Source organism: Rhodospirillales bacterium, from assembly GCA_023898765.1.
GTDB lineage: Bacteria > Pseudomonadota > Alphaproteobacteria > Micavibrionales > Micavibrionaceae.
This window is the reverse complement of sequence record CP060238.1, coordinates 1,198,535-1,217,836: the sequence shown is the minus strand read 5'-3', so window position 1 is coordinate 1,217,836 and position 19,302 is coordinate 1,198,535. Positions and strand designations below refer to the sequence as shown.

At 52.5% G+C, this 19,302-nt stretch carries 14 protein-coding genes and 1 pseudogene; 7 read left to right on the top strand and 8 right to left on the bottom strand.

Annotated features, from left to right (window positions below; translation table 11 throughout):
• Nucleotides 1–201 precede the first annotated feature (201 nt).
• Entirely contained in the window at nucleotides 202–909 is a 708-nt protein-coding gene (locus H6853_05875) for an alpha/beta hydrolase (protein USO03071.1), read from the top strand.
• Between the two features lie 210 nt (nucleotides 910–1,119).
• On the opposite strand, the gene H6853_05870 is transcribed toward H6853_05875, so the two are convergent.
• The 8 genes and pseudogenes from H6853_05870 to H6853_05835 all read right to left on the bottom strand — a co-directional run bounded on the left by H6853_05870 (nucleotide 1,120) and on the right by H6853_05835 (nucleotide 12,095).
• The gene (locus tag H6853_05870) at nucleotides 1,120–4,899 is read right to left on the bottom strand and encodes an autotransporter domain-containing protein (protein USO03070.1); all 3,780 of its coding nucleotides are present in this window, start codon (nucleotides 4,897–4,899) and stop codon (nucleotides 1,120–1,122) included.
• Nucleotides 4,900–5,184: 285 nt separating this feature from the next.
• Nucleotides 5,185–5,730 (bottom strand): invasion associated locus B family protein, encoded by a 546-nt coding sequence (locus tag H6853_05865; protein ID USO03069.1) that lies wholly within the window; start codon nucleotides 5,728–5,730, stop codon nucleotides 5,185–5,187.
• A 112-nt stretch (nucleotides 5,731–5,842) separates the two neighbouring features.
• A complete protein-coding gene (locus H6853_05860) occupies nucleotides 5,843–7,177 on the bottom strand; it encodes a sensor histidine kinase N-terminal domain-containing protein (GenBank protein ID USO03068.1) in 1,335 nt (444 codons plus the stop codon).
• Entirely contained in the window at nucleotides 7,174–7,830 is a 657-nt protein-coding gene (locus H6853_05855; GenBank protein USO03067.1) for a response regulator, read from the bottom strand. The genes H6853_05860 and H6853_05855 overlap by 4 nt, the downstream gene beginning before the upstream one ends.
• A gap of 13 nt (nucleotides 7,831–7,843) precedes the next feature.
• Nucleotides 7,844–8,578: a tetratricopeptide repeat protein gene (locus H6853_05850; GenBank protein USO03066.1), complete on the bottom strand. Its 735-nt coding sequence runs from the start codon at nucleotides 8,576–8,578 to the stop codon at nucleotides 7,844–7,846.
• Between the two features lie 42 nt (nucleotides 8,579–8,620).
• Nucleotides 8,621–9,400 carry an SDR family NAD(P)-dependent oxidoreductase gene (locus H6853_05845; GenBank protein USO03065.1) on the bottom strand — a complete coding sequence of 260 codons (780 nt, stop codon included), beginning with the start codon at nucleotides 9,398–9,400 and terminating at the stop codon, nucleotides 8,621–8,623.
• Nucleotides 9,390–11,391: pseudogene (locus H6853_05840) on the bottom strand (AMP-binding protein). The gene H6853_05845 and the pseudogene H6853_05840 overlap by 11 nt, the downstream one beginning before the upstream one ends.
• A 5-nt stretch (nucleotides 11,392–11,396) precedes the next feature.
• A complete protein-coding gene (locus H6853_05835) occupies nucleotides 11,397–12,095 on the bottom strand; it encodes a thermostable hemolysin (protein USO03064.1) in 699 nt (232 codons plus the stop codon).
• A 179-nt stretch (nucleotides 12,096–12,274) separates the two neighbouring features.
• On the opposite strand from H6853_05835, the gene H6853_05830 reads away from it, so the two are divergent.
• The 6 genes from H6853_05830 to H6853_05805 all read left to right on the top strand — a co-directional run bounded on the left by H6853_05830 (nucleotide 12,275) and on the right by H6853_05805 (nucleotide 19,293).
• A complete protein-coding gene (locus H6853_05830) occupies nucleotides 12,275–13,255 on the top strand; it encodes a mechanosensitive ion channel (GenBank protein USO03063.1) in 981 nt (326 codons plus the stop codon).
• 5 nt (nucleotides 13,256–13,260) lie between these two features.
• A complete protein-coding gene (locus tag H6853_05825) occupies nucleotides 13,261–14,454 on the top strand; it encodes a cation:proton antiporter (GenBank protein ID USO03062.1) in 1,194 nt (397 codons plus the stop codon).
• On the top strand, nucleotides 14,444–15,421 hold the full coding sequence (locus H6853_05820) for a zinc transporter ZntB (GenBank protein ID USO03061.1): 978 nt from the start codon (nucleotides 14,444–14,446) through the stop codon (nucleotides 15,419–15,421). Before H6853_05825 ends, H6853_05820 begins: the two co-directional genes overlap by 11 nt.
• A gap of 12 nt (nucleotides 15,422–15,433) precedes the next feature.
• A complete protein-coding gene (gene rimK, locus H6853_05815) occupies nucleotides 15,434–16,336 on the top strand; it encodes a 30S ribosomal protein S6--L-glutamate ligase (protein ID USO03060.1) in 903 nt (300 codons plus the stop codon).
• A 2-nt stretch (nucleotides 16,337–16,338) separates the two neighbouring features.
• Nucleotides 16,339–17,370, top strand: coding sequence for a succinylglutamate desuccinylase/aspartoacylase family protein (locus H6853_05810; protein ID USO03059.1), 1,032 nt, complete (start codon nucleotides 16,339–16,341; stop codon nucleotides 17,368–17,370).
• A 69-nt stretch (nucleotides 17,371–17,439) separates the two neighbouring features.
• Complete coding sequence (locus tag H6853_05805; GenBank protein USO03058.1) at nucleotides 17,440–19,293, top strand: sulfotransferase; 1,854 nt, start codon at nucleotides 17,440–17,442, stop codon at nucleotides 19,291–19,293.
• The last annotated feature ends 9 nt before the right edge of the window (nucleotides 19,294–19,302 follow it).

Here is a 19,302-nt window from a genome sequence, read left to right as displayed (position 1 = left end):
ATGTTACTCTGTTTTGTTCAATAAGAGAGGAGAAACAACGGCATGGCGTTCCCCTGCGCCCTTAAATATCATCCGGTTCTGTCCATCTGCGCCGCCTCTGTTTTATCACTGGGCGCCTGCGCAGACATCCCTTCACGAACCGGGCACGCAAACGAGATATCCCAAAAAAACCGCTTACACCGCCATGATATCTCAACACAGATGTTTCAACTTGCCAGCTGGCAAAAGCTAACAGCGCCGGAGGGCCCCATTCATCTTTATATTGAAGGAGACGGTCTGGCATGGCTCAGCCGTTCGACCCCCTCAAAAAACCCGACGCCAAAAGAGGCTGTCGCATTGGAACTGGCCGCCAACGACCCCGCACCAAACGTCGTTTATCTTGCGCGGCCCTGCCAATATACCGATTTTGACTTGCCGCATAACAACTGCCACCGCGACTACTGGACCGGAAAACGCTTCTCACAGGAAGTGTTAGAAAGCTACCACAGCGCCTTGAATCAATTAGAAAAAGACTACAAAAGAGGATTTCACCTTATCGGCTATTCCGGCGGAGCCAATATCGCGGGCCTATTGGCCGCCCGGCGCGAAGATATCCTGAGCCTGCGCACCGTTGCCGGAAATGTTGATAATGATTTTTTTACCCGGTTTCATAACGTAAGCGACATGCCCTACTCCTTAAACATGGCCGATTACGCTGAAAGCCTCTCGGCACTCCCGCAATATCACTTTATCGCAGAGAACGACGCATTCGTTCCCCCGCCTGTTTTCGAAAGCTATGCCGGGAAAGCCGGGTCTTCGGCCTGTATCCGGGCCGAAATCGTCAAAGGGACAGAGCATATAAAGGGATGGGCCACGCGCTGGCGCGATCTGCTGAAAAGAACGCCGGCCTGCTTACCCGGAAAAAATTAGTGCGTTCATCGCTTAAGGCCGGCTCCATCCTGTCATTTCCGAGCACAGCGAAGAATCTCCGGGAAACGACTGGATGCCCGCCTGCGCAGGCATGACGCAAGTTGGAAGACGCATTCATCCGCGGCTAAAGCCGTGATGTTCTGTCCTGCCGACCGCATAAAAAAAGCCCCGCTTCTCAGCAGGGCTTTTTATTTTTATAAAATTTATGGATTAGAATTTATATCCGGCACGCAAGGACGCAGAATGCGCTCCGAAGTCAGACTTGCCTTCGTATTCGTAATCTGCCGTCAACGCCCAGTTGTTTTCCAGATCATACGTCACAGCAGCACCGACGTTGAACGTTCCTTGTGCAGGATCCGCACCATTTGTCGAGAAGGACGCGCCGCCACCTGTAAACCTGGAGGTTGCCTGTACTTCATCACCGACCAGATCGTAACGATATCCGGCATTGATAGAAGGACGAACGCTGTTTCCGGAATTGTCTTCCAGATCCCATTCGGCTTTCACGCCCAGACCGACCTCGAAAATATCCATGTTATCAAGACTGACAACCTGGTTCGCGGTGGAGCCCGTTTCGGTGTATCCGTCGATATCGATGTGCTGATAATTCACCAGCGCTTTCGGCGTCAAAGTCAGCCTGTTGCCCGCATCGAAGTCTTTACCCACTTCCGCATATGCAATGTACTGATTGCTGTCGAAGTCGGCTCTGGCGTCGTTACCGGCAATACCTGCAACATTATGACGGGTCTGGTCGATGTCGTTATAGGCATATCCCAGCACACCGCTGACATAAAGGCGACCTTCATAATCATGGCTTCCGTAAACAGATACCTGATAGCTGTCTACATCGGTTTCGGTGTTGTTCGAGTTTTTGGAGTCCACGTCCGTATTCGCATAGCTGAGAGACACCCCGATAACACTGTTATCCAGAATGTTTTCCGAGTCGATACCAACGGCTACGCCGTATGTGTCGGCATCATAACCGGCGACACCGTCACGTCTGTCCTGGTCGGCCATTTGACCAAAGCCTTTCAGCCATGTCGTAACGCCTTCTCCCATTTCACCGGCAACCATACCCGTATCTTCACCCGTGCGGGCCGCTGCAAGACGCATGTTGGTCGCACCGATATTCAACGCGCTAGCCTGCGTTCCACCGGTAACAAAACCGCCATCCACCGTCGGGGTAAGGGATTCGAGTTTCGAATCCAGTTCCGCCACCGTCGATGCACCCTGAAGAGCCCCCTGAACGCCGTCAAGACCTGCGTCACCGGCGGCCCCCAAAGCCTCAAGAACAGTCGCAACGTTTTTGTTGTTGGTGCCTGTCGCCAGAGTATTGCTCGCCGTACGATTCGCAACCAGAACAAGGTTGTCATCATCCGCCACTTTCTGGGTAAAGGTCAAGAACACGGAATCGTCTGTGATCGTCGTCGTCAAATCAGCGACACCGCCGCCGCCTGTACCGTCAATGACCGTGTATTCGGTCGCATCGGCTACAAACTCGGTCGTATTCACCGTAACGTCCACAACAGCAGTCGCATCGACCGTCGCCGCACCAGCGGAAACGATCCGGCCGTTTTCGCCGTCAGTGTCCCCTGTGATCTCGAATCCCAACGTCTGCCCGGCATCTACATCAACCGTTGTACCGGCCGTCAGAATGTTGCTTCCGATCGTTGTCGTGTCCGCAGCCTCAATGGCACCGGTAACAGCAACGGTTTTGGCCGTTCCACTGAGAATCAGAGCCAGCAGCTCGGACCCGTCAGCCGCGATATCACCGCCAACCGTACCGTCACCGAGGAACGTCACCGTACCTTCGCTATCCGTTCCGGTCAGGACATCATCCCCGATCGCGACAAGCGCGTCGGCAAAACTGATCGAACCGTCTCCTGTAAAGTTGACATCCTGAACCGTTGTAACCTGGCCGGAAATGGTCACAGACCCCGCGCCAACGTTAATGTCATCATTGACATCAACACCGCCGGAAACCGTTACAGCCTTACCGGCAACACCGTTAAAGTTCACAACATTCAGAGAGTTACCCGCCGTACCGAGGCTGCCTGTAACCGTAGAAGACCCTGCAAATGTTGCAGTCCCTTTATCGTCAGATGTATCCTGAACCGTACCGGTGAAGTTTGCACCGTCCCCGAATGTTACCGTACCGGCATTATCAGCCATATCGACATCATTCGTCACCGTCGTGTTTCCGTCAAAGGCGATATCGCCAGCCCCGGAGAAATCAATGTCCGCAGCACGCACCGTTCCGGAGAACGTGGCCGTTTTACCAGCGGCCCCGGCCGTAATCGTTTTCAGCGTGTTTGACGCGCCAACATTACCGGAAACGGTTGTTGTTCCTTCAACGGTCAACGTACCCGCACCAGCCGCACCGGATGTGTTGTTGACGGTCCCCGTGATATCGAATCCGTCCGCAATCGTCACCTCACCGTCTGCGCTAAACCGGGTATTCCCCATCACAGCCCCGTCAAAATCAATGACACCGCCCGCATCGCTCACCACAAAGGTTGTGGCCGTGGCCGTATCATCAAACTGGATTTCTCCCGTACCGGACTGTGTGACCGTTGTTGCAGACGTTGCCGCGTTAAACGTCACCGTTCCCGTTCCGCTGTTGGTGATCGATCCCAGCGTGTTCGTTCCGCCGACAATGCCGGACACGGCAAATGTACCGGCAGATGTCGTCAAGGTACCGACACCGTCCGTGCCGGAGGTGTTATCGATCGTTCCCGTCACGGCATGGCCAAGCGCCAATGTACCGCCGCCGGTGAAGTCGAGGTCGCCTGTAACGGCACCGCCGGAGGTCAATGTCGTTCCCGCTCCGATATTGATATCGGCCGCTTCCAATGTGCCGCCCAACGTCAGGCCCGTTCCCGTACCGGAAAGCGTTATCGTGTCGATCTGGCTGCTCGCACCGACATCCCCCGTAACCGTGGCAACGTCGCCGCCGGAAACAAGCAGGCTATTGTCATCATTCGCATGACCGCCTACGATCGCAGGGGTCACGGTGAACGCGCCATTCGTCGTATCCAATGTCAGCGTATTGGTGTCGGCAGTCGCGCCCGCCCCGATTGTAATCGGTCCGGAAGCAACGGCGCCCTGAATGGTAACCGTTGTATCCGTGGCGTCTGCGCCCAGGTTAATGGCATCAATTTCCGCACCGAAACCTGTGACAAACGTTACCGTAGAACCGCCGACAACACTCACATTATTCGTGTCGCCAGCGCCAAGACCTACAATTTGTCCTGTAACTGTTGATGTTCCAGCAGCCGTTCCAAAACGGACATTGTTCGTCGCGTTGGCGCCGTTCCCGCCGCCGATGTTGATCGCGCCGGCATTCACAGAAGCCCCGAAGGTCACATCCATCGGATCCACCGTGTCCGCGCCGATCGCGATTGTGTCAATGGCGTTAGATACCGTTGTTCCACCAATCGCGCCCGTGAATGTCACGGTGTTCGCGCCGCCATCCGTATTCGTTACCGTCAGATTCACGGTATCGGTAGCATCTGCCGCATTGATTGTTGCTGCAAACGTGTGGTTTTCAGCCGCAGCCGTATCCACAGTCAGCAAGGTTGTCGCATCCGCAACCAGGCTTCCGACAGAAATAGGAGATGCCGAAACATTCCCAAGGAAGTTAACAGACGTTGCGTCCGTAATATTGATTGCGATATTACCGGCTGTTTCCACGATATCGTCCGCAAATGTCAGAGGGTTCGTGACACCAGACACATTCATGGTCAATGTTCTGGAAGCAATATTCATGATAACCGAATTCGTGCCCGGCGCCCCCAGAACGACGGCCGCGCCACTTGTGTCAACGGTCACTGTGTTTGTTGCATCTGTTTCCGTTACCCCTGCAGCATCTGTCGCCACAATCGCAACGCCATTTGTCAGTTCCGTCTGAGCCAGGGCGGATGAAGATCCGGCGCCAAGAGCGATGACTGCTGTTCCGGCCAAAAGAGCCGCTTTCAGATTTAATTTCATTATTTTTTTCTCCTTCATTATTTTTTTCTCCATAAATTATAAAAGAATCTCAACCCACAGTAGGGAATACGTTTCAGTAAGGCAACCCCGCCCAGTTTGAACTTTTTGTGAACATTGCCAGAGACAGCGAAACAGGATCACTGACAAAACCGTGTGGAATTGGTAACAGCATTGCCCCTGTCATTCCAGCCCTCTTCAGCAAGTTTTCTCTATTTTCCACAGCACTGTTGCAAAAAAACCACAGGGTATACTGCTCCTGTATTCGGAAAGTTATGACTATTCATTTTAAAAAAGAGCGCTGGAAAACCCCTTGAGAGTCATCTCGACCTTGATTTTCTTCTGCTTTGCATCCAGGAAAATGATTTTAAGAACTTTGCCCGCCCGCATGGTTTTTACGAAATCAGGGGACAAATTCATATGAGAAACACATCCGTCCTGACCGCATGAATACACCGGTATTTTCAACGCTTCGTTTTCATCGACCTGCAGCGCAATGCCTTTCCCGACAACAATCCCGAGAGGGAGGACAACCGCCATTTTTGCGTCTTTTGTTACACCCTCCGGCAGGGAAACCGCCACTTCCGCGATACGCATATTATTCTGTTTCAGGACAAGGCTTTGAAACGCCTCACATTGATTTTGCCTTTTATCAATACAACGCCTGACCCACGCGCTGTTACTGCTTTGACCCGCCGCAGACGACAACTGCGCGCTGCCATTCGCTTTGTCTGAAAGCATTCTGTCCTTCTGACCGGGAAAGAAGAACCACGCCCCGCCGGCAAAGGCAAAGACAACCAGAACAAGTACAATAATCTTAACGTTAGACGACATGCTTATGGGCCCCTTTGTTTTTTATCTTCTCTATCACTTTACCTTGGGGCCAGCAACTCGGCATTACGCAGCGGCACAAGATCGGAAACCGCCCCCCCCTTTTCCGCGTTTTTTAAAGAGGCTTCCACTGCAAGGTGACTTTCAAGCCGTGCGGGTCATTGTCCCTGAGCCGGATTTCGACATCGTGGGCGGAAGCAATCCAGCTGACAATGGACAGCCCAAGGCCGCTTCCCGCCTGACCGGACTGGTCCACCCGTACAAACCGCTGAAACACTTTCTCCTTGTCCTTATCGCTGATGCCGGGTCCTGTATCGGAGATGTCCAAAAGAGCGGCTCTGGAAAGAGACACCTGAACCTCCTGCCCCTGCGGCGTGTATTTGACCGCGTTATCAAGAAGGTTTCTCAGCAAAATCATGATCGAATCCTCGTGCCCTTTTATGAAAACATCGTCTGCAATCTCGGCGTGAATCGTAATCTTTTTCTTCTCCGCCTGTGGCTGTATATCGTCAACGCACTCATACAGGCACTCGGAAAGGTTGACGTCCGATTTCGGAAATTCTTCGTTTTGAATACGGGACAGCGATAAAAGCTGCTCGACGAGCTGGGTCGCGCGATCTATCGAGTCCTGCAAGTTTTTGAAACTATCGGCAGATTCAGGCATGCCGTTCGCTTTTTTCTGAAGCACCTGTGTCTGGGTTTTCATCGCCGCCAGCGGCGTGCGAAGCTCATGGGCCGCATAATCGGTAAATTCGCGCTCCCGCCGGAAACTTTCCCCTATGCGCCCGAAAAGCCTGTTGAGCGCCTGCACCAAAGGAACGATTTCTTCCGCCACGGTTAATTGCTCTATCGGCGAAAAATCATCGGGGCTGCGTTTATCCATGTTGGCCGATATTTTGATAACAGGCTTTAAAACCTTCCGGACCCCGATCCAGACAATAACAAAAATCAAGGGAATAAAAACAAGCCCCGGCAGAACGAGAGCCGCCATAATCTGGGAAATAACCTCGTACCGGATATCATAGCGTTCCGAGGTTTCGATTTTGATGCCGTGCTCAGGATCAAGGAACACGAAAAAGCGCCATTTGTTTTTTTCAAACTGGTGGTCGGAAAAACCGGGCGAGGCTTCAAAATCCGAGAAAACAAGCGTATTGGGAGATTGTGTGATAAGCGTATTGTTAACCCAGATACGGAACCCTATTTTTTGCTCGTATTTATGTTCCAGATTGGCGTTTTCAACTCCCAGATGAAATCCTTCATCTTCCAGAATTTCATGCTCGGTTAACTGCAGAAGGATTTTAGCGGAATGTACAAGCTGGGCGTCATAGACCTCCTCAACCTCATGCCACGCAAAAATAAACCCTATAAGAAGGGTTAAAGAGGTCGCGATCAGAACCGGAATACTGATCCATACAATCAGATCTTTGCGCAGGGAGTATATTTTGCTCATTTGGGAATAATATACCCCACACCGCGGATTGTCTTGATAAGATCCCGCCCCAACTTGCGCCGCAAGGACGCGATATGAACCTCTATGGTATTGCTTTCAATGTCCTCGGAAGACCAGTCGTAAATGCTTTCCATGATCTTATCTTTACTGACCGGCCGGTTGATATTGCGGATAAGGCAGTCAAAGACAGCCCGTTCCCGACCGGACAGCATAACCGCTTTGCCTTTATGCGTGAGATTGCCGTTGGCCGGTTCATAGGAAAAATCCCTGTGCCGGATAACCGGAGCGCTTCCGTCATTCCCGCGGCGAATCAATGCCGCGCAGCGCGCCAGAAGCTCTTCCAGATCGAAAGGTTTTACCAGATAATCGTCCGCCCCGGCATTCAGGCCCTCGACCTTGTGCCGGATAGCGTCACGAGCGGTTAAAAGCAAAACAGGAATCGTTTTTTTGTTCTGGCGCAGCTTTTTCAGAAACTCCAACCCCGACATACCCGGCAGATTGATATCCAGAACAACGAGGACATAAGACGTCGTGGCCAGAGCGTCTTCCGCGTCTTCCGCATGACGCACCCAATCCACAGCGAAAGATTCCCTTAGTCCTTCCGCTGTGGCCTTTCCCAGATTTTTGTCATCTTCAACAAGAAGCAAACGCATAAATCAGACAGACCTAATTGTATCTTTGCACCTGCTTATTTTTGCTTTTCTCGTTGATTTTCGCAAGGGCGGCTTTGATTTCCTGCCTGCGTCCCGCATCCGCCAAAGGACGTGAAGGACGGTCTGGCGCTCTCAAAGCGCGCTCCATGTAGACTTTCGCCTCATCGTAGCGCCCGTCCTCCAACAAAAAATCTCCGTAGAAAAAGTTCGGATCAATGCCGTTCGGATTAATCTGCAGGGCCTGCTTAAGATTTTTTTCCGCCTCTTCATCATCGCCAAATCCCACCGGCCAGCCGGGCACCTGATAGTAAAGGGAGCCAAGAGACGTGTAAGCCGACCCCTCCAGCGCGTTAGGGTTTTGTTTTAAAGACGCCTCAAAAAGCCCTTTGGCCTTTTTGACTTTATCAAGCGCGCCCAGCCCGCCTTCTATGCCGGCCTCCGTAGAGAGAATAATACCCTCCCAGATTTTCGGCTCCGGCGCATCCGGATAAGCCGCGCTCACCTGAGCAGCCTGTTGTCCCAGTCTTTGAAGCGCCTCAACCTGCGAATCCTCATCGGCAACCTGGTATTTGATGCGCGCCCATTCTTTTTGCAAAACGGCAACCTGTTCCATCGCAGGATTCAAGGCGGCGGCATTTTGAGAAAGTTCCGTTGGCGCCGTCGCCGGCTGCTGAGCATAAGTTTGCGCCATGGCCGGCGCCGAAAGCACCAGGACGGATGTTGTAATAAGAAGTAAGGTTTTTTTCATTGTTTTTCTCCTTGATTGAATTTGTCAAAATTAAAAAATAATTTACGCCGCCCGTGCCTTTTTGGACTGCGCCTTTTCAGACCCACGCGCAGGCGTTTTGGAAGCGTCACTGTCCAGCACCTCTTCCCCGATCTTACGGTTTTTCTGCAAACCGGCATCAATGAGGGACGGGAAATTCGCATTCATAAAAGCAAAGAAACGTTCCGGCCAGCCAAACCGGACTTCTTTCTCCCGGTTGACGAGCGCCTGAAAAACGCGCTGCGCAATATCCTCCGGAGAATCGTATTTAACGCCTGTGCGCCGGTTAACCTCGGCCTTCACACCGGAATTCATACCCGTTTGTACGGCGCGCGGCACAATATGCGTCACGGAAACGCCGCTGCCTCCAAGCTCCCGCCGCAAGGCATCGTTAAACCCTTTCAGCCCCGCCTTGGCGGCAACATAGCCCGTCAAATGCGGCAAAGGAATCAACGCGGTCATGGAGCCCATATTGACAATCTGCCCCGAGCCGCGCTTTTTCATGCCCGGCAAAACGGCCTGCGACAGGCGGACAGGCACCATCATATTCAGATCAATCACAGCCTCCAGATCCTGATTTTCACAATAATCGAGAACATTATACCCGGCCATATTGATCAGGATATCCGGCGTATTGTCTTTCAAGTAGGCGCAGGTCCGGTCGAGGTTCCCCACCAGATCGCCATCCCTGTCGAGATCGTAGACGATGACGTTCGCGCCGGCGTCTTGCAAATGTTTCACCAAAGGCGTGCCAATGCCGCCTGTTCCACCGGTTATGTAGACTGTCTTGTTTTTAAGCGGCATTTTGAACGGCTCCTTCATGCGGGATGGCGCACATCACATTCGCAAAAAGGCGGAATGTATTCTGCGCGACTTCGATAATAGCTTCCTGATCTTCGGGGTCTGTGATTTTATTCACCGTTTCCTCAAAAAATTTCATATGCGAGATATCCAGTTCCCCATGTGAATAGAGATAGGAAAAGGCTTTTTGCGGGAGGTCCAGCGCTGTTTTAACCGCGCTTGCCCCTTTTTCCGCAATCTGGACGGACGTGCTTTCCAGCATAAAAACCATTCCTAAAAAACCGACGGGGTTTTTACGGTTAATGTAGTCGTAATTATAAGCATTCATAACCTGCGTTTCGAGATTGGGTTTGGAGGCCCGCGCCGCTTCCTTGTCGCCGCCGGCAGATTCAATGTCGTTTAAAATCCATTCCTCATGCCCGACTTCTTCCTCCAGATATTCGATAATGGCCTTGTGCAGCCATTTCTTTTCCTGCGGAATACCCGCGCCCATATTCATCAAAAACGGCACCGTATGTTTGACGTGATGATAGGCCTGCGTCAGATAGGCGATATAGGTCTCCCGCCCGATCTTTCCTCCCAGCCCGTCCACCAGTTGCGGCACGGTATACAATTCCGCCCGCGCGCTTTCCGTTTCTTTAACCAGCCTGTCGTAAAAGCTCATCTTTTTCTGTTTCCTTTGCGTAGAGTGTTAAAATCTGGTTCCGGCGCGGACGTCCCGTTCCGGTGAGCGTGCCCGCCTCCACCGTAAAAGGCGGGACAACCTGAAAATCCTCAATGCGGGCATAGTCCGGCAGGGCCGCATTGGCCTTATAAACCGCCTCCCGGATATCAGCCTCCGGAGAGGAAGGAACAATCAAGGCGCTTAAGTGAGCCTGAGCGTCCCCGTAGACAAGGGCCTGACCAACAGGGGCCTGCGCCAGCAAAGCGGCCTCCACCCATTCCGGCGAGACATTGCGCCCGTAAGATGTAATCAGAACGTTTTTCTTCCGCCCCGTGACCGTCAGGAAACCGTTACCGTCTATTTCGCCGAGATCTCCCGTCGAAAGCGTTTGCGGCGCTTTTTCGCCGATATACCCTAAAAACCCGGGCGCCTCGATCCGGATTTCCCCTTCCGTGACACACGCACGAACATGCGGCAAAAGCTTTCCGGCACTTCCGGGCTTATCCTCTTTGGGCGTATTCAGGGACACAACAGACGCGCACTCCGACAAGCCGTATCCTTCATAAACGGGCAGACCCATTGCCCGCGCCTTTTCGATAAGGGAAGGATCGACTTTCGCCCCGCCCACAGCGATAAATTTTAAATCCGGCAGCGGGCCTTTTGCCGCCGTCTGCCCCATTAGAATCCTCAGGATTTCAGGCACGCAAATCGCAGAAGTCGCGCCCTTCAAACAGTTGTGGACATTCCCGTAACTCGCCCCGATATCCTGCAACCCCGCTAACCGGACCGTGCAACCCGCCATCAGCCCCGCGTAAACGCCCGCCACGTTTTCCAGCAATACAGAAAGAGGCAAAAGACAGGCATGCGTGCCGACAAATTCACCCCCTAAAACGCTGACAATGCTTGATGCGACGTTCTCCATCGCCGCTTTCGGCAGGCATACGCCCTTCGGCTCTGCCGTCGTACCGGAGGTAAATGTGATTTTGGCCGTGCCCTCCGGCAATTGCCCCGCCAGAGAAATCCCCGTCGCGTTTATCCCTTCGGAAGAAACAAGATGAGACACGCCCGCACGGCGGAGCACGTGGAAAACCTGATCCTGCGTAAAAAAAGGCGGCAGCGGCACACAAGGCACACCGGCTTTCAGGGCCGCCAAATCCCAGAGGACCCACTCCACGCCATTATCCAGCGCAATCCCTAAAACAGAAACGTTCTCCAGCTTTTGCGCGCGTTTATCAACCTCTTTGACCAGATCTCCGTAGCAAACGGATCTGGCCGCGTCTTGCAGCGCCGTTTTTTCAGGCGCATGGGATTGAATCGCTTCAAAAATCATTCCGTTCAACTGTCCTGCTTATAGTGCAAACGCGGGAACAGACGCGGACGGCATTCTTCAAACTCCGCGCCCAGAGCGATTTTAAGGCGTTTGATGCCGGTCTCCACACTTCCCACCAGAACGCGGGGCTGCGTATCGTAATACGTTCCCCAGTTTTGGCCGTCTTCCTGTACCGCCGCTATGTCGGCCTCACAGATTTTGCGCGGATTCAGGCCCGTCCGCTCAAAATAACGGTGCAGGAAATCCGTTCCCGTAATCGCCGCGTAACGAATATGTTTATTGTTCAGGTAAGACGCCAGCGCCGCAAATAAAAAAGCCGAGGCGCCCTTCCCGGCAGAAGCCAGATTGCCGATTTCAACAATCTCACGGCGCGGACAATTCAGGATACTCTCCATGGGCGTACCGGTGTAGCGTTCCAGAAACAGGTTTTCCCGGTCCGCATAACGGAACCCGACCGCCGCCAGAATATCGTTATCCGCATTGCGGACACTCATCAGGATGGGGTAATCAACCCGGATATCCGCATCATAGCTTTGTTTATAAATGGCTTTGATAAAGTCTTCGACGCGTTTGCGTTCGGGCTCAAACATGCCCGTAATGCTCACGACAGAAGGGTTGAGCCCGCTGATTTTCGACGCGCGGCTTTCCTTAAGGTGAAGATTGGCCGTATTCAGATTGTTTTCACGGTATTGAAGCGTAAGCATCGGCAGGATTCCTCGATTGTTTCGTCCTTTGAGTCTTAAGGATGCCTTTTGAAACTGAAGCGAAACTGAAGGCAAAATTTTATTTTCCGGATGTTGCATATATGCCGCAGCCCCTTACAGGCATAAAATTCTATAAAAGACATATTGGGAATAATATCTCTTCATAGTATGCTGCCCCTATGAAAAACGTATGGCTTAACATCCTGAAACCCAAAGGCTCCCTGGCGAAATGGCTCCTGTTTTTAATGATAGCCGTTATCCTTGTTCTGGGCGCTTTCGGGCATTTTGATGTCATCAAGCAATATACGGACACAGAGGCCCTTTCCTTTAAAATGGGCAGCTACAAGATCAGCGCCTATGAAGCTTTGAAAGCAGGGCTGATTATTATCCTTATCTTCTGGACGGCCGCTATCGTATCGGACATTGCGGAAAACCGCATTGGAAAATTCAGAAGACTGAGGGCCGCCAACCGCGCCCTCCTGCTCAAGATAATCCAGATTATCATCTACTTTATTTCCTTTTTGTTTGCGCTGGACATTCTCGGGATCGACCTGACGGCGCTTGCCGTATTCAGCGGCGCGCTCGGAATCGGGCTTGGATTCGGCCTGCAAAAAATCGCATCGAACTTTATCAGCGGAATTATTCTGCTTCTGGAAAAATCGGTGGAGCAGGATGATCTCGTAGAAATGGCAGACGGCACATTCGGATTTGTCCGCAGGGCAAACGCACGTTTTCTACTGCTCGAAACCTTTGACGGGAAAGAAATCATGATCCCGAACGAGGATTTTATTACCAGCCGCGTAATCAACTGGACCTACAGCAATTCGAAAGGACGCGTTGAGATCATGCTCAGCGTTTCTTACGGCTCCGACATAGAAAAAGCCCGCGAGCTTATCCTGGAAGCGGCCAAAGCGCATCCGCGCTGCATCGCCGAACCGGAACCCAAATGCTATCTGAGAAACTTCGGCGACAGCTCCGTCGACTTTATCCTCCATTTCTGGGTCGCGGATGTCACGACGGGACGTTGGGAGCCCCAGAGCGAGGTTATGTTCGACATATGGAACAAGTTCAAGGAAAACGGCATTGAAATTCCGTTTCCGCAGCGCGACCTTCACATAAAAAATCCGGATATGCTGAAGGTGAAAATACAGGGTAAATAGTCCCTATGGAAGATCACGGCACATTAACCCAACTGGCATTGCTTCTGGCCGCGGCCTTTGCAGGCGGTGCATTATTGCAGCGCCTGAATCAGCCCGTTCTGGTCGGGTATATTCTGGTCGGTTTCATACTAGGCCCCTCCGCTTTGGGAATCGTTCACGACGAAGAACAGATTAAAACGCTGGCGGAGCTTGGCATATTGCTGCTCCTGTTTATTGTCGGACTGGAACTGGACCTCAAAAAATTCGCTCCCGTTTACAGGGCGGCCATCATTGTAACCCTCTCACAAATCGTCATTGCCTTGGCGGCTATGTTTGCCCTTGGTTCCTTTCTTGAGTGGCCGCTGGCCCGTATCCTACTGCTTGGCTTTGCGCTGTCCCTCAGCAGCACCGCTGTCGCCATCAAGTTATTGCAAGATATGGGAGAGCTGAACACCACGCTGGGACGAGCGGCAATCGGCATCCTGATTGCGCAGGATATCGCCGTTATTCCGATGTTGCTCATCATGGGCGGCATGAGTGGAAACGGATTCAACCTGCTGGAAATCCCAAAAATCCTGCTGGCTATCGGCTTTATGGCCAGTTTAATTGTTACATTAAACCGCAAACCTCACTGGTTTGCCAGATTAATGGATATGGTTCCGCAGGAAAGCCAGACGGCTGTGACGGCTTTGGCCATCTGTTTTTCGGCAGCAGCCTTGTCAGGACTTGTCGGCCTGTCGGCCGCGTATGGCGCATTTCTGGCAGGGCTTGTTATCGGAAATACGGCAAAACGCTCGGCCTACGAAGAACATATCAAGCCCATTTTTGAAGTCCTGATGATGATGTTCTTCCTCTCTATCGGACTTTTGATTGACCTTGATTTCCTGTCTGAAAAATTCTGGCGTGTCATGGCCCTTCTGGGAATCGCCATGATGCTTAAGACCATCGTGAACATCACGATTTTGAGAGGGTTGGGATTTTCGCGCCGAAATTCCCTTGTCATGGGAGCAACATTGGGCCAGATCGGAGAATTTTCCTTTGTACTGGCCGCACTTGGCCTCTCTACCGGCGCCATTATGCCCGAAGGTCACAAATATGTGGTTTCTATCATCGCGCTATCTCTGGTGATTACGCCGCTTTGGCTCTATGGTATAAGACGGATGAATTTGTTGAGCAGGCACAATAAGAGACACAGGGAAACAAGAACACATGGTGAGTAAAGACGGCATTCTTCACGCCTGCACGATAGAAGGAAACGGCGAAGGAACCCCTTTAGAGGGCAAAGCCGTTTCACAGGCCGTCAAAGACGATACGCTGGCATGGGTGCATCTGGATAAAAACGACCCTGCCGCACGTCAATGGCTTGAACGTGAAATCACCTATCTGGACCATATTATCCTTGACGCCCTGCTGGCCGAAGAAACACGCCCCCGTATCCTTGAATTTGACGAGGGAGCCCTGCTGATATTGCGCGGCGTAAACCTCAATGAGAATGCGCAGGCCGAAGACATGGTTTCCATCCGCATCTGGATTGACCAAAACCGCATTATCAGCGTCCAGCGCCGGTCTTTAAAAGCCACGCAGGATATTCGGGAGCGCCTGATGTCCGGCAAGGGCCCCAAAAATTCAGGCGATTTTATCACGATGATGGTTGCCCGGCTTTTCGAGCGCATGGAGCCCGTTTTTTCGGAACTCGATGAAAAACTGGACGATATTGAAGAAATCGTCATGGAAGCGCCGGACACATCGGAACGACAGATTATTACCGCTATCCGCAAACAGGCCATCATGTTCCGGCGTTATATCGCCCCGCAGCGGGACGTGATTGCGCACCTGCGCACGTCCGACCAGCCGTGGCTGGACCATATGCACAAGCGCCGCCTGCAGGAATCTCTGGATCAGGTGGTCCGGTATGTGGAAGACCTGGATACGATGCGCGAACGCGCCCAGATCGTTAAGGACGAGTTGACAAACGGGCTCGCCGACCGAATGAACAAAAACATGTATGTGCTGTCCGTTATTGCCGCTATATTCCTGCCGCTCGGGTTTCTGACAGGCCTGCTCGGCATCAATGTCGGAGGAATACCCGGCGCCGGAAACGGTTATGCCTTCTGGATATTCAGCGGGATACTGGCGGGTATCGTCACAACACAAATCGCCATTTTTAAAAAACTGAAATGGTTTTAAAGGACAGACATCATGAAAATCGGCATTCTTTCACGCGGCCCGAAACTGTACTCCACATGCCGTCTGGTCGAGGCGGCCAAACAGCGCGGCCATCACGTACAGGTCATCGATCCGCTGAAATGCTTTATGAACATCAATTCGACGGACAACGAAATCCACTATCAGGAAAAAATCCTGCATCTGGACGCCGTGGTATCCAGAATTGGCGCGTCCGTCTCCTTTTACGGGACGGCGGTTGTCCGGCAGTTTGAAATGTCGGGCATTTACGCCCTGAACGGGTCGCTGGCGATTACGCGTGCGCGCGACAAACTCCGCGCCCACCAGATTTTGTCCCGCAAAAAACTCGGCATGCCCATTACAGGCTTCGCCCACTCGACCAGCAATATAGACGATCTGATTAAAGTGGCGGGCGGCGCCCCTCTGGTCATTAAACTTCTGGAAGGAGCACAGGGAAAAGGCGTTATACTGGCCGAAACCAAGAAAGCGGCAGAAAGCGTTATTGAGGCTTTCCGCGGCCTTGACGCTCACTTCCTTATTCAGGAATTCATCAAGGAAGCGGGAGGGGAAGACATACGCTGTTTCGTCATTGGCGAAAAAGTCGTGGCCACGATGATGCGCAAGGCAACCGACGGGGATTTCCGCTCCAACCTCCATAGCGGAGGAATCGCCGAAAAAATAAAGATCACGCCGGAAGAACGAAGGACCGCCATTACGGCCGCCAAGGCGATCGGGCTGGACGTTGCCGGCGTGGACCTTATACGGTCCCATCGCGGGCCTTTGATACTGGAGGTCAACTCCTCCCCCGGACTGGAAGGAATTGAAAAAACATCCGGCAAGGATATCGCGGCGCTGATGATCGAGCATGTCGAAAAAAATGTAGAGATTTCGAAAAAAAGCCGGACAAACAAGGGGTAAAAATGACCAGAGAGATCGTGATAGGCGGCACATCCATCAAACCGGGAGAGCGCAGACGCATTTGCCTTGATGTGGCCAAGCTGTACGATTTTACGGACATGAACATCCCGATTGAAGTTGTGCGCGGCAAAGAGGAAGGCCCGGTCCTGTTCGTCAGCGGCGCCATTCACGGCGATGAAATCAACGGCGTGGAAATTATCCGCCGTCTTTTAGTGAAAAAAGCCCTGAAAAACATCAAGGGCACACTCATCGCCGTGCCTATCGTCAACGTCTACGGCTTCAACAGCAATTCGCGCTATCTTCCCGACCGGCGCGACCTGAACCGCAACTTTCCCGGATCGCCCAACGGCTCCCTGACAGCGCAACTGGCGTACACTTTCATGAGTGAAATTGTCGACAAATGCACCCATGGCATCGATCTGCACACCGCCGCAATCAACCGCGCCAATCTTCCGCAGATACGCGCCTGCCTTGACGACCCGGAAACACAGAGAATGGCGCACGCCTTTCAGGTGCCCGTCCTGCTGCACTCGACCCTGCGGGACGGCTCCCTGCGCGAAGCGACACGGGAAAGAAAAATTCCAACCCTGCTGTTTGAAGGAGGGGAAGCGCTGCGGTTTAACGAAAAAGTGATTAAAAGCGGTCTGCGCGGCGTCCTGTCCGTCATGCGGGAAATAAGGATGCTCCCTCCCCTGAAAAAAGAAACAGCCGACAAGCCGGAAGTTTTTATTGCCCGCTCCAGCCACTGGATACGGGCGCCCTATAGCGGCATCCTCTCGGTCAAAAAGAAGCTGGGAGAGCGCGTCAAAAAAGGACAGGTGCTGGGGATCGTCTCGGATCCGTTCGGCCACGACAGGCAGGAACTTCTGGCCCGCAGGACCGGCATTATCATCGGAACAACGACATTGCCCCTGCTTAATCGCGGAGACGCCGCCTTCCACATTGCGACGTTTGAAAATGCCAATACGGTCGAAGAAAGCGTCGATATGTTCGAAGAGCAGCTCGACAGCGATGACAGCAGGCGTTTCCTGTAAGACACCGGTTTTTCGTTCATCTTTTTTATTTTTGACGAAAAGAAAAGGAATCTATACGATCCGCCCGTTATGTCTTTTTTAAATCAGCCAGCCTCTCCTCCCAAGGATTCCTTACGGTCTCAGGCGCTCCGGTGTTTACGCGCCGGGCAAAGAGACCAGGCCATCTCCCTTTTAACGCAGGCGTTAAAAGAAACGCCGAATGACGGTCTTGTGCACAATGACCTGGCCTTTTCCCTGACGCAGGCCGGGCAGATGCATAAAGCCGAAAAACACTATAAAAAGGCATTGCATCTCCTCCCGGACCATCCGCGCGTGCATGCCGGATATGGCGGTTTTCTGGTTCAAAAAGGCAGCCTTCAAAAAGCGGAAGAGCATCTCAAAAAAGCTTTGGCAGCGGCGCCAAAAGACCCGGAAGCGCTCAACAATCTGGGAATGTGCTATCACAATCAGGGCCGGCTGGACGAGGCGGAAAGCCTCTATATCTCGGCCATACAAGCTCTGCCGCCATGGCCGGACCCCCATTATAATATCGGCAGGTTATATCACAGAAAACACTTCATTGCGCGTGCGCAGGCGGCTTTTGAAAAAACGGTGGCGCTCCAGCCGACCCATGCCCAGGCATGGTGCGCCCTAGGCGTTCTTTTTGACGAACAGAAAAAACCGGATCAGGCTGTTGCCTGCCTTGAAAAATCCATACAGCTGAATCCTTTGCTGGAGGCCGGATGGGTTAATCTGGTGCGGGTGCACAGAACAAACAATCAGACGGAAAAGCGGCGGCAGGCTTTGAACGCCGCCCTGAACCACATAAAGGACTCGCCGGGGCTTTTATTCGAACAGATTTCCCTTCTCCAGCATGACGGACAGGACGACGAGGCCCTGAAAATTTTTAACGCCCTGACAGATGTTTCGAACATTCCTTTGTCCCTCTTTTACGAAATGGGAAGCCTTTACGATAAAAAGGGGGACGTCCGCCGCGCTTTTTCCTACTTTGAGAAAGCAAATACCCTCTGCAAAAAAGAAACGGACGCACTGGATTATCCGCGGGACAACTTTCCGGACATGATAAAGGCCCTGCGGAAAGAGGTCGCTGAAAACGGTAAAAACTGGGCGCCCTCTCCCCCTTTGCCGAAAGGCATGCCCTCCCCTGTCTTCCTGGTCGGTTTTCCCCGCTCCGGCACGACCCTTCTGGAACAGATTTTCGCCTCCCATCCGGATATAGACACGGCGGAAGAAGTAGGGGCCGCAGGGATTGCGACAGGAACGATCGTAATGGAGAAGAAAAAAGATATTGAACATTGTCTGGGGGATATAACGGATGAAGATATTCAAAAAGCGCGGGAGGCTTATTTTGCCACGCTGAAACAAAGCGGTTTTTCTCCAAAAGCAGACCGGGTTTTTATTGACAAAATGCCCTTGAACCTTGTTTACGCCCCCGTCATTCACCGGATTTTCCCCGACGCGCGTTTCATACTGGCCCTGCGCCACCCTTGCGATTGCGTGTTAAGCTGTTACATGCAGTATTTCGCTTTCAATCAGGCCATGCTGCATATGACAGACCTGAAAAGCGCGGCAAAAATATACGATCTGAGTTTTGATGCCTGGGATGTGTTCGTCAAAACACTCGTACTAAATGTCTGCACCGTAAAATATGAAAACATTGTCGGGGATTTGAAGAGCGAAGCAACAAAAGCGCTTGAATTTATGGGGCTGGACTGGCGGGATGAACTTGCCCGCTTCGATAAAACGGCCCAGAAACGCAGCATCATGACGCCCAGCGCCAGGCAGGTCCGGGAAAAAATATATACGCGCGCCCTCGCCCGCTGGAAAAAATATGAAGATCAAATGCAAAAAGCCGGCGCTCTCGATATTCTGCTGCCATGGGCGGACAAGCACGGATATCCCCTCGATCAGGAATCGTCTTAACGACGGCAA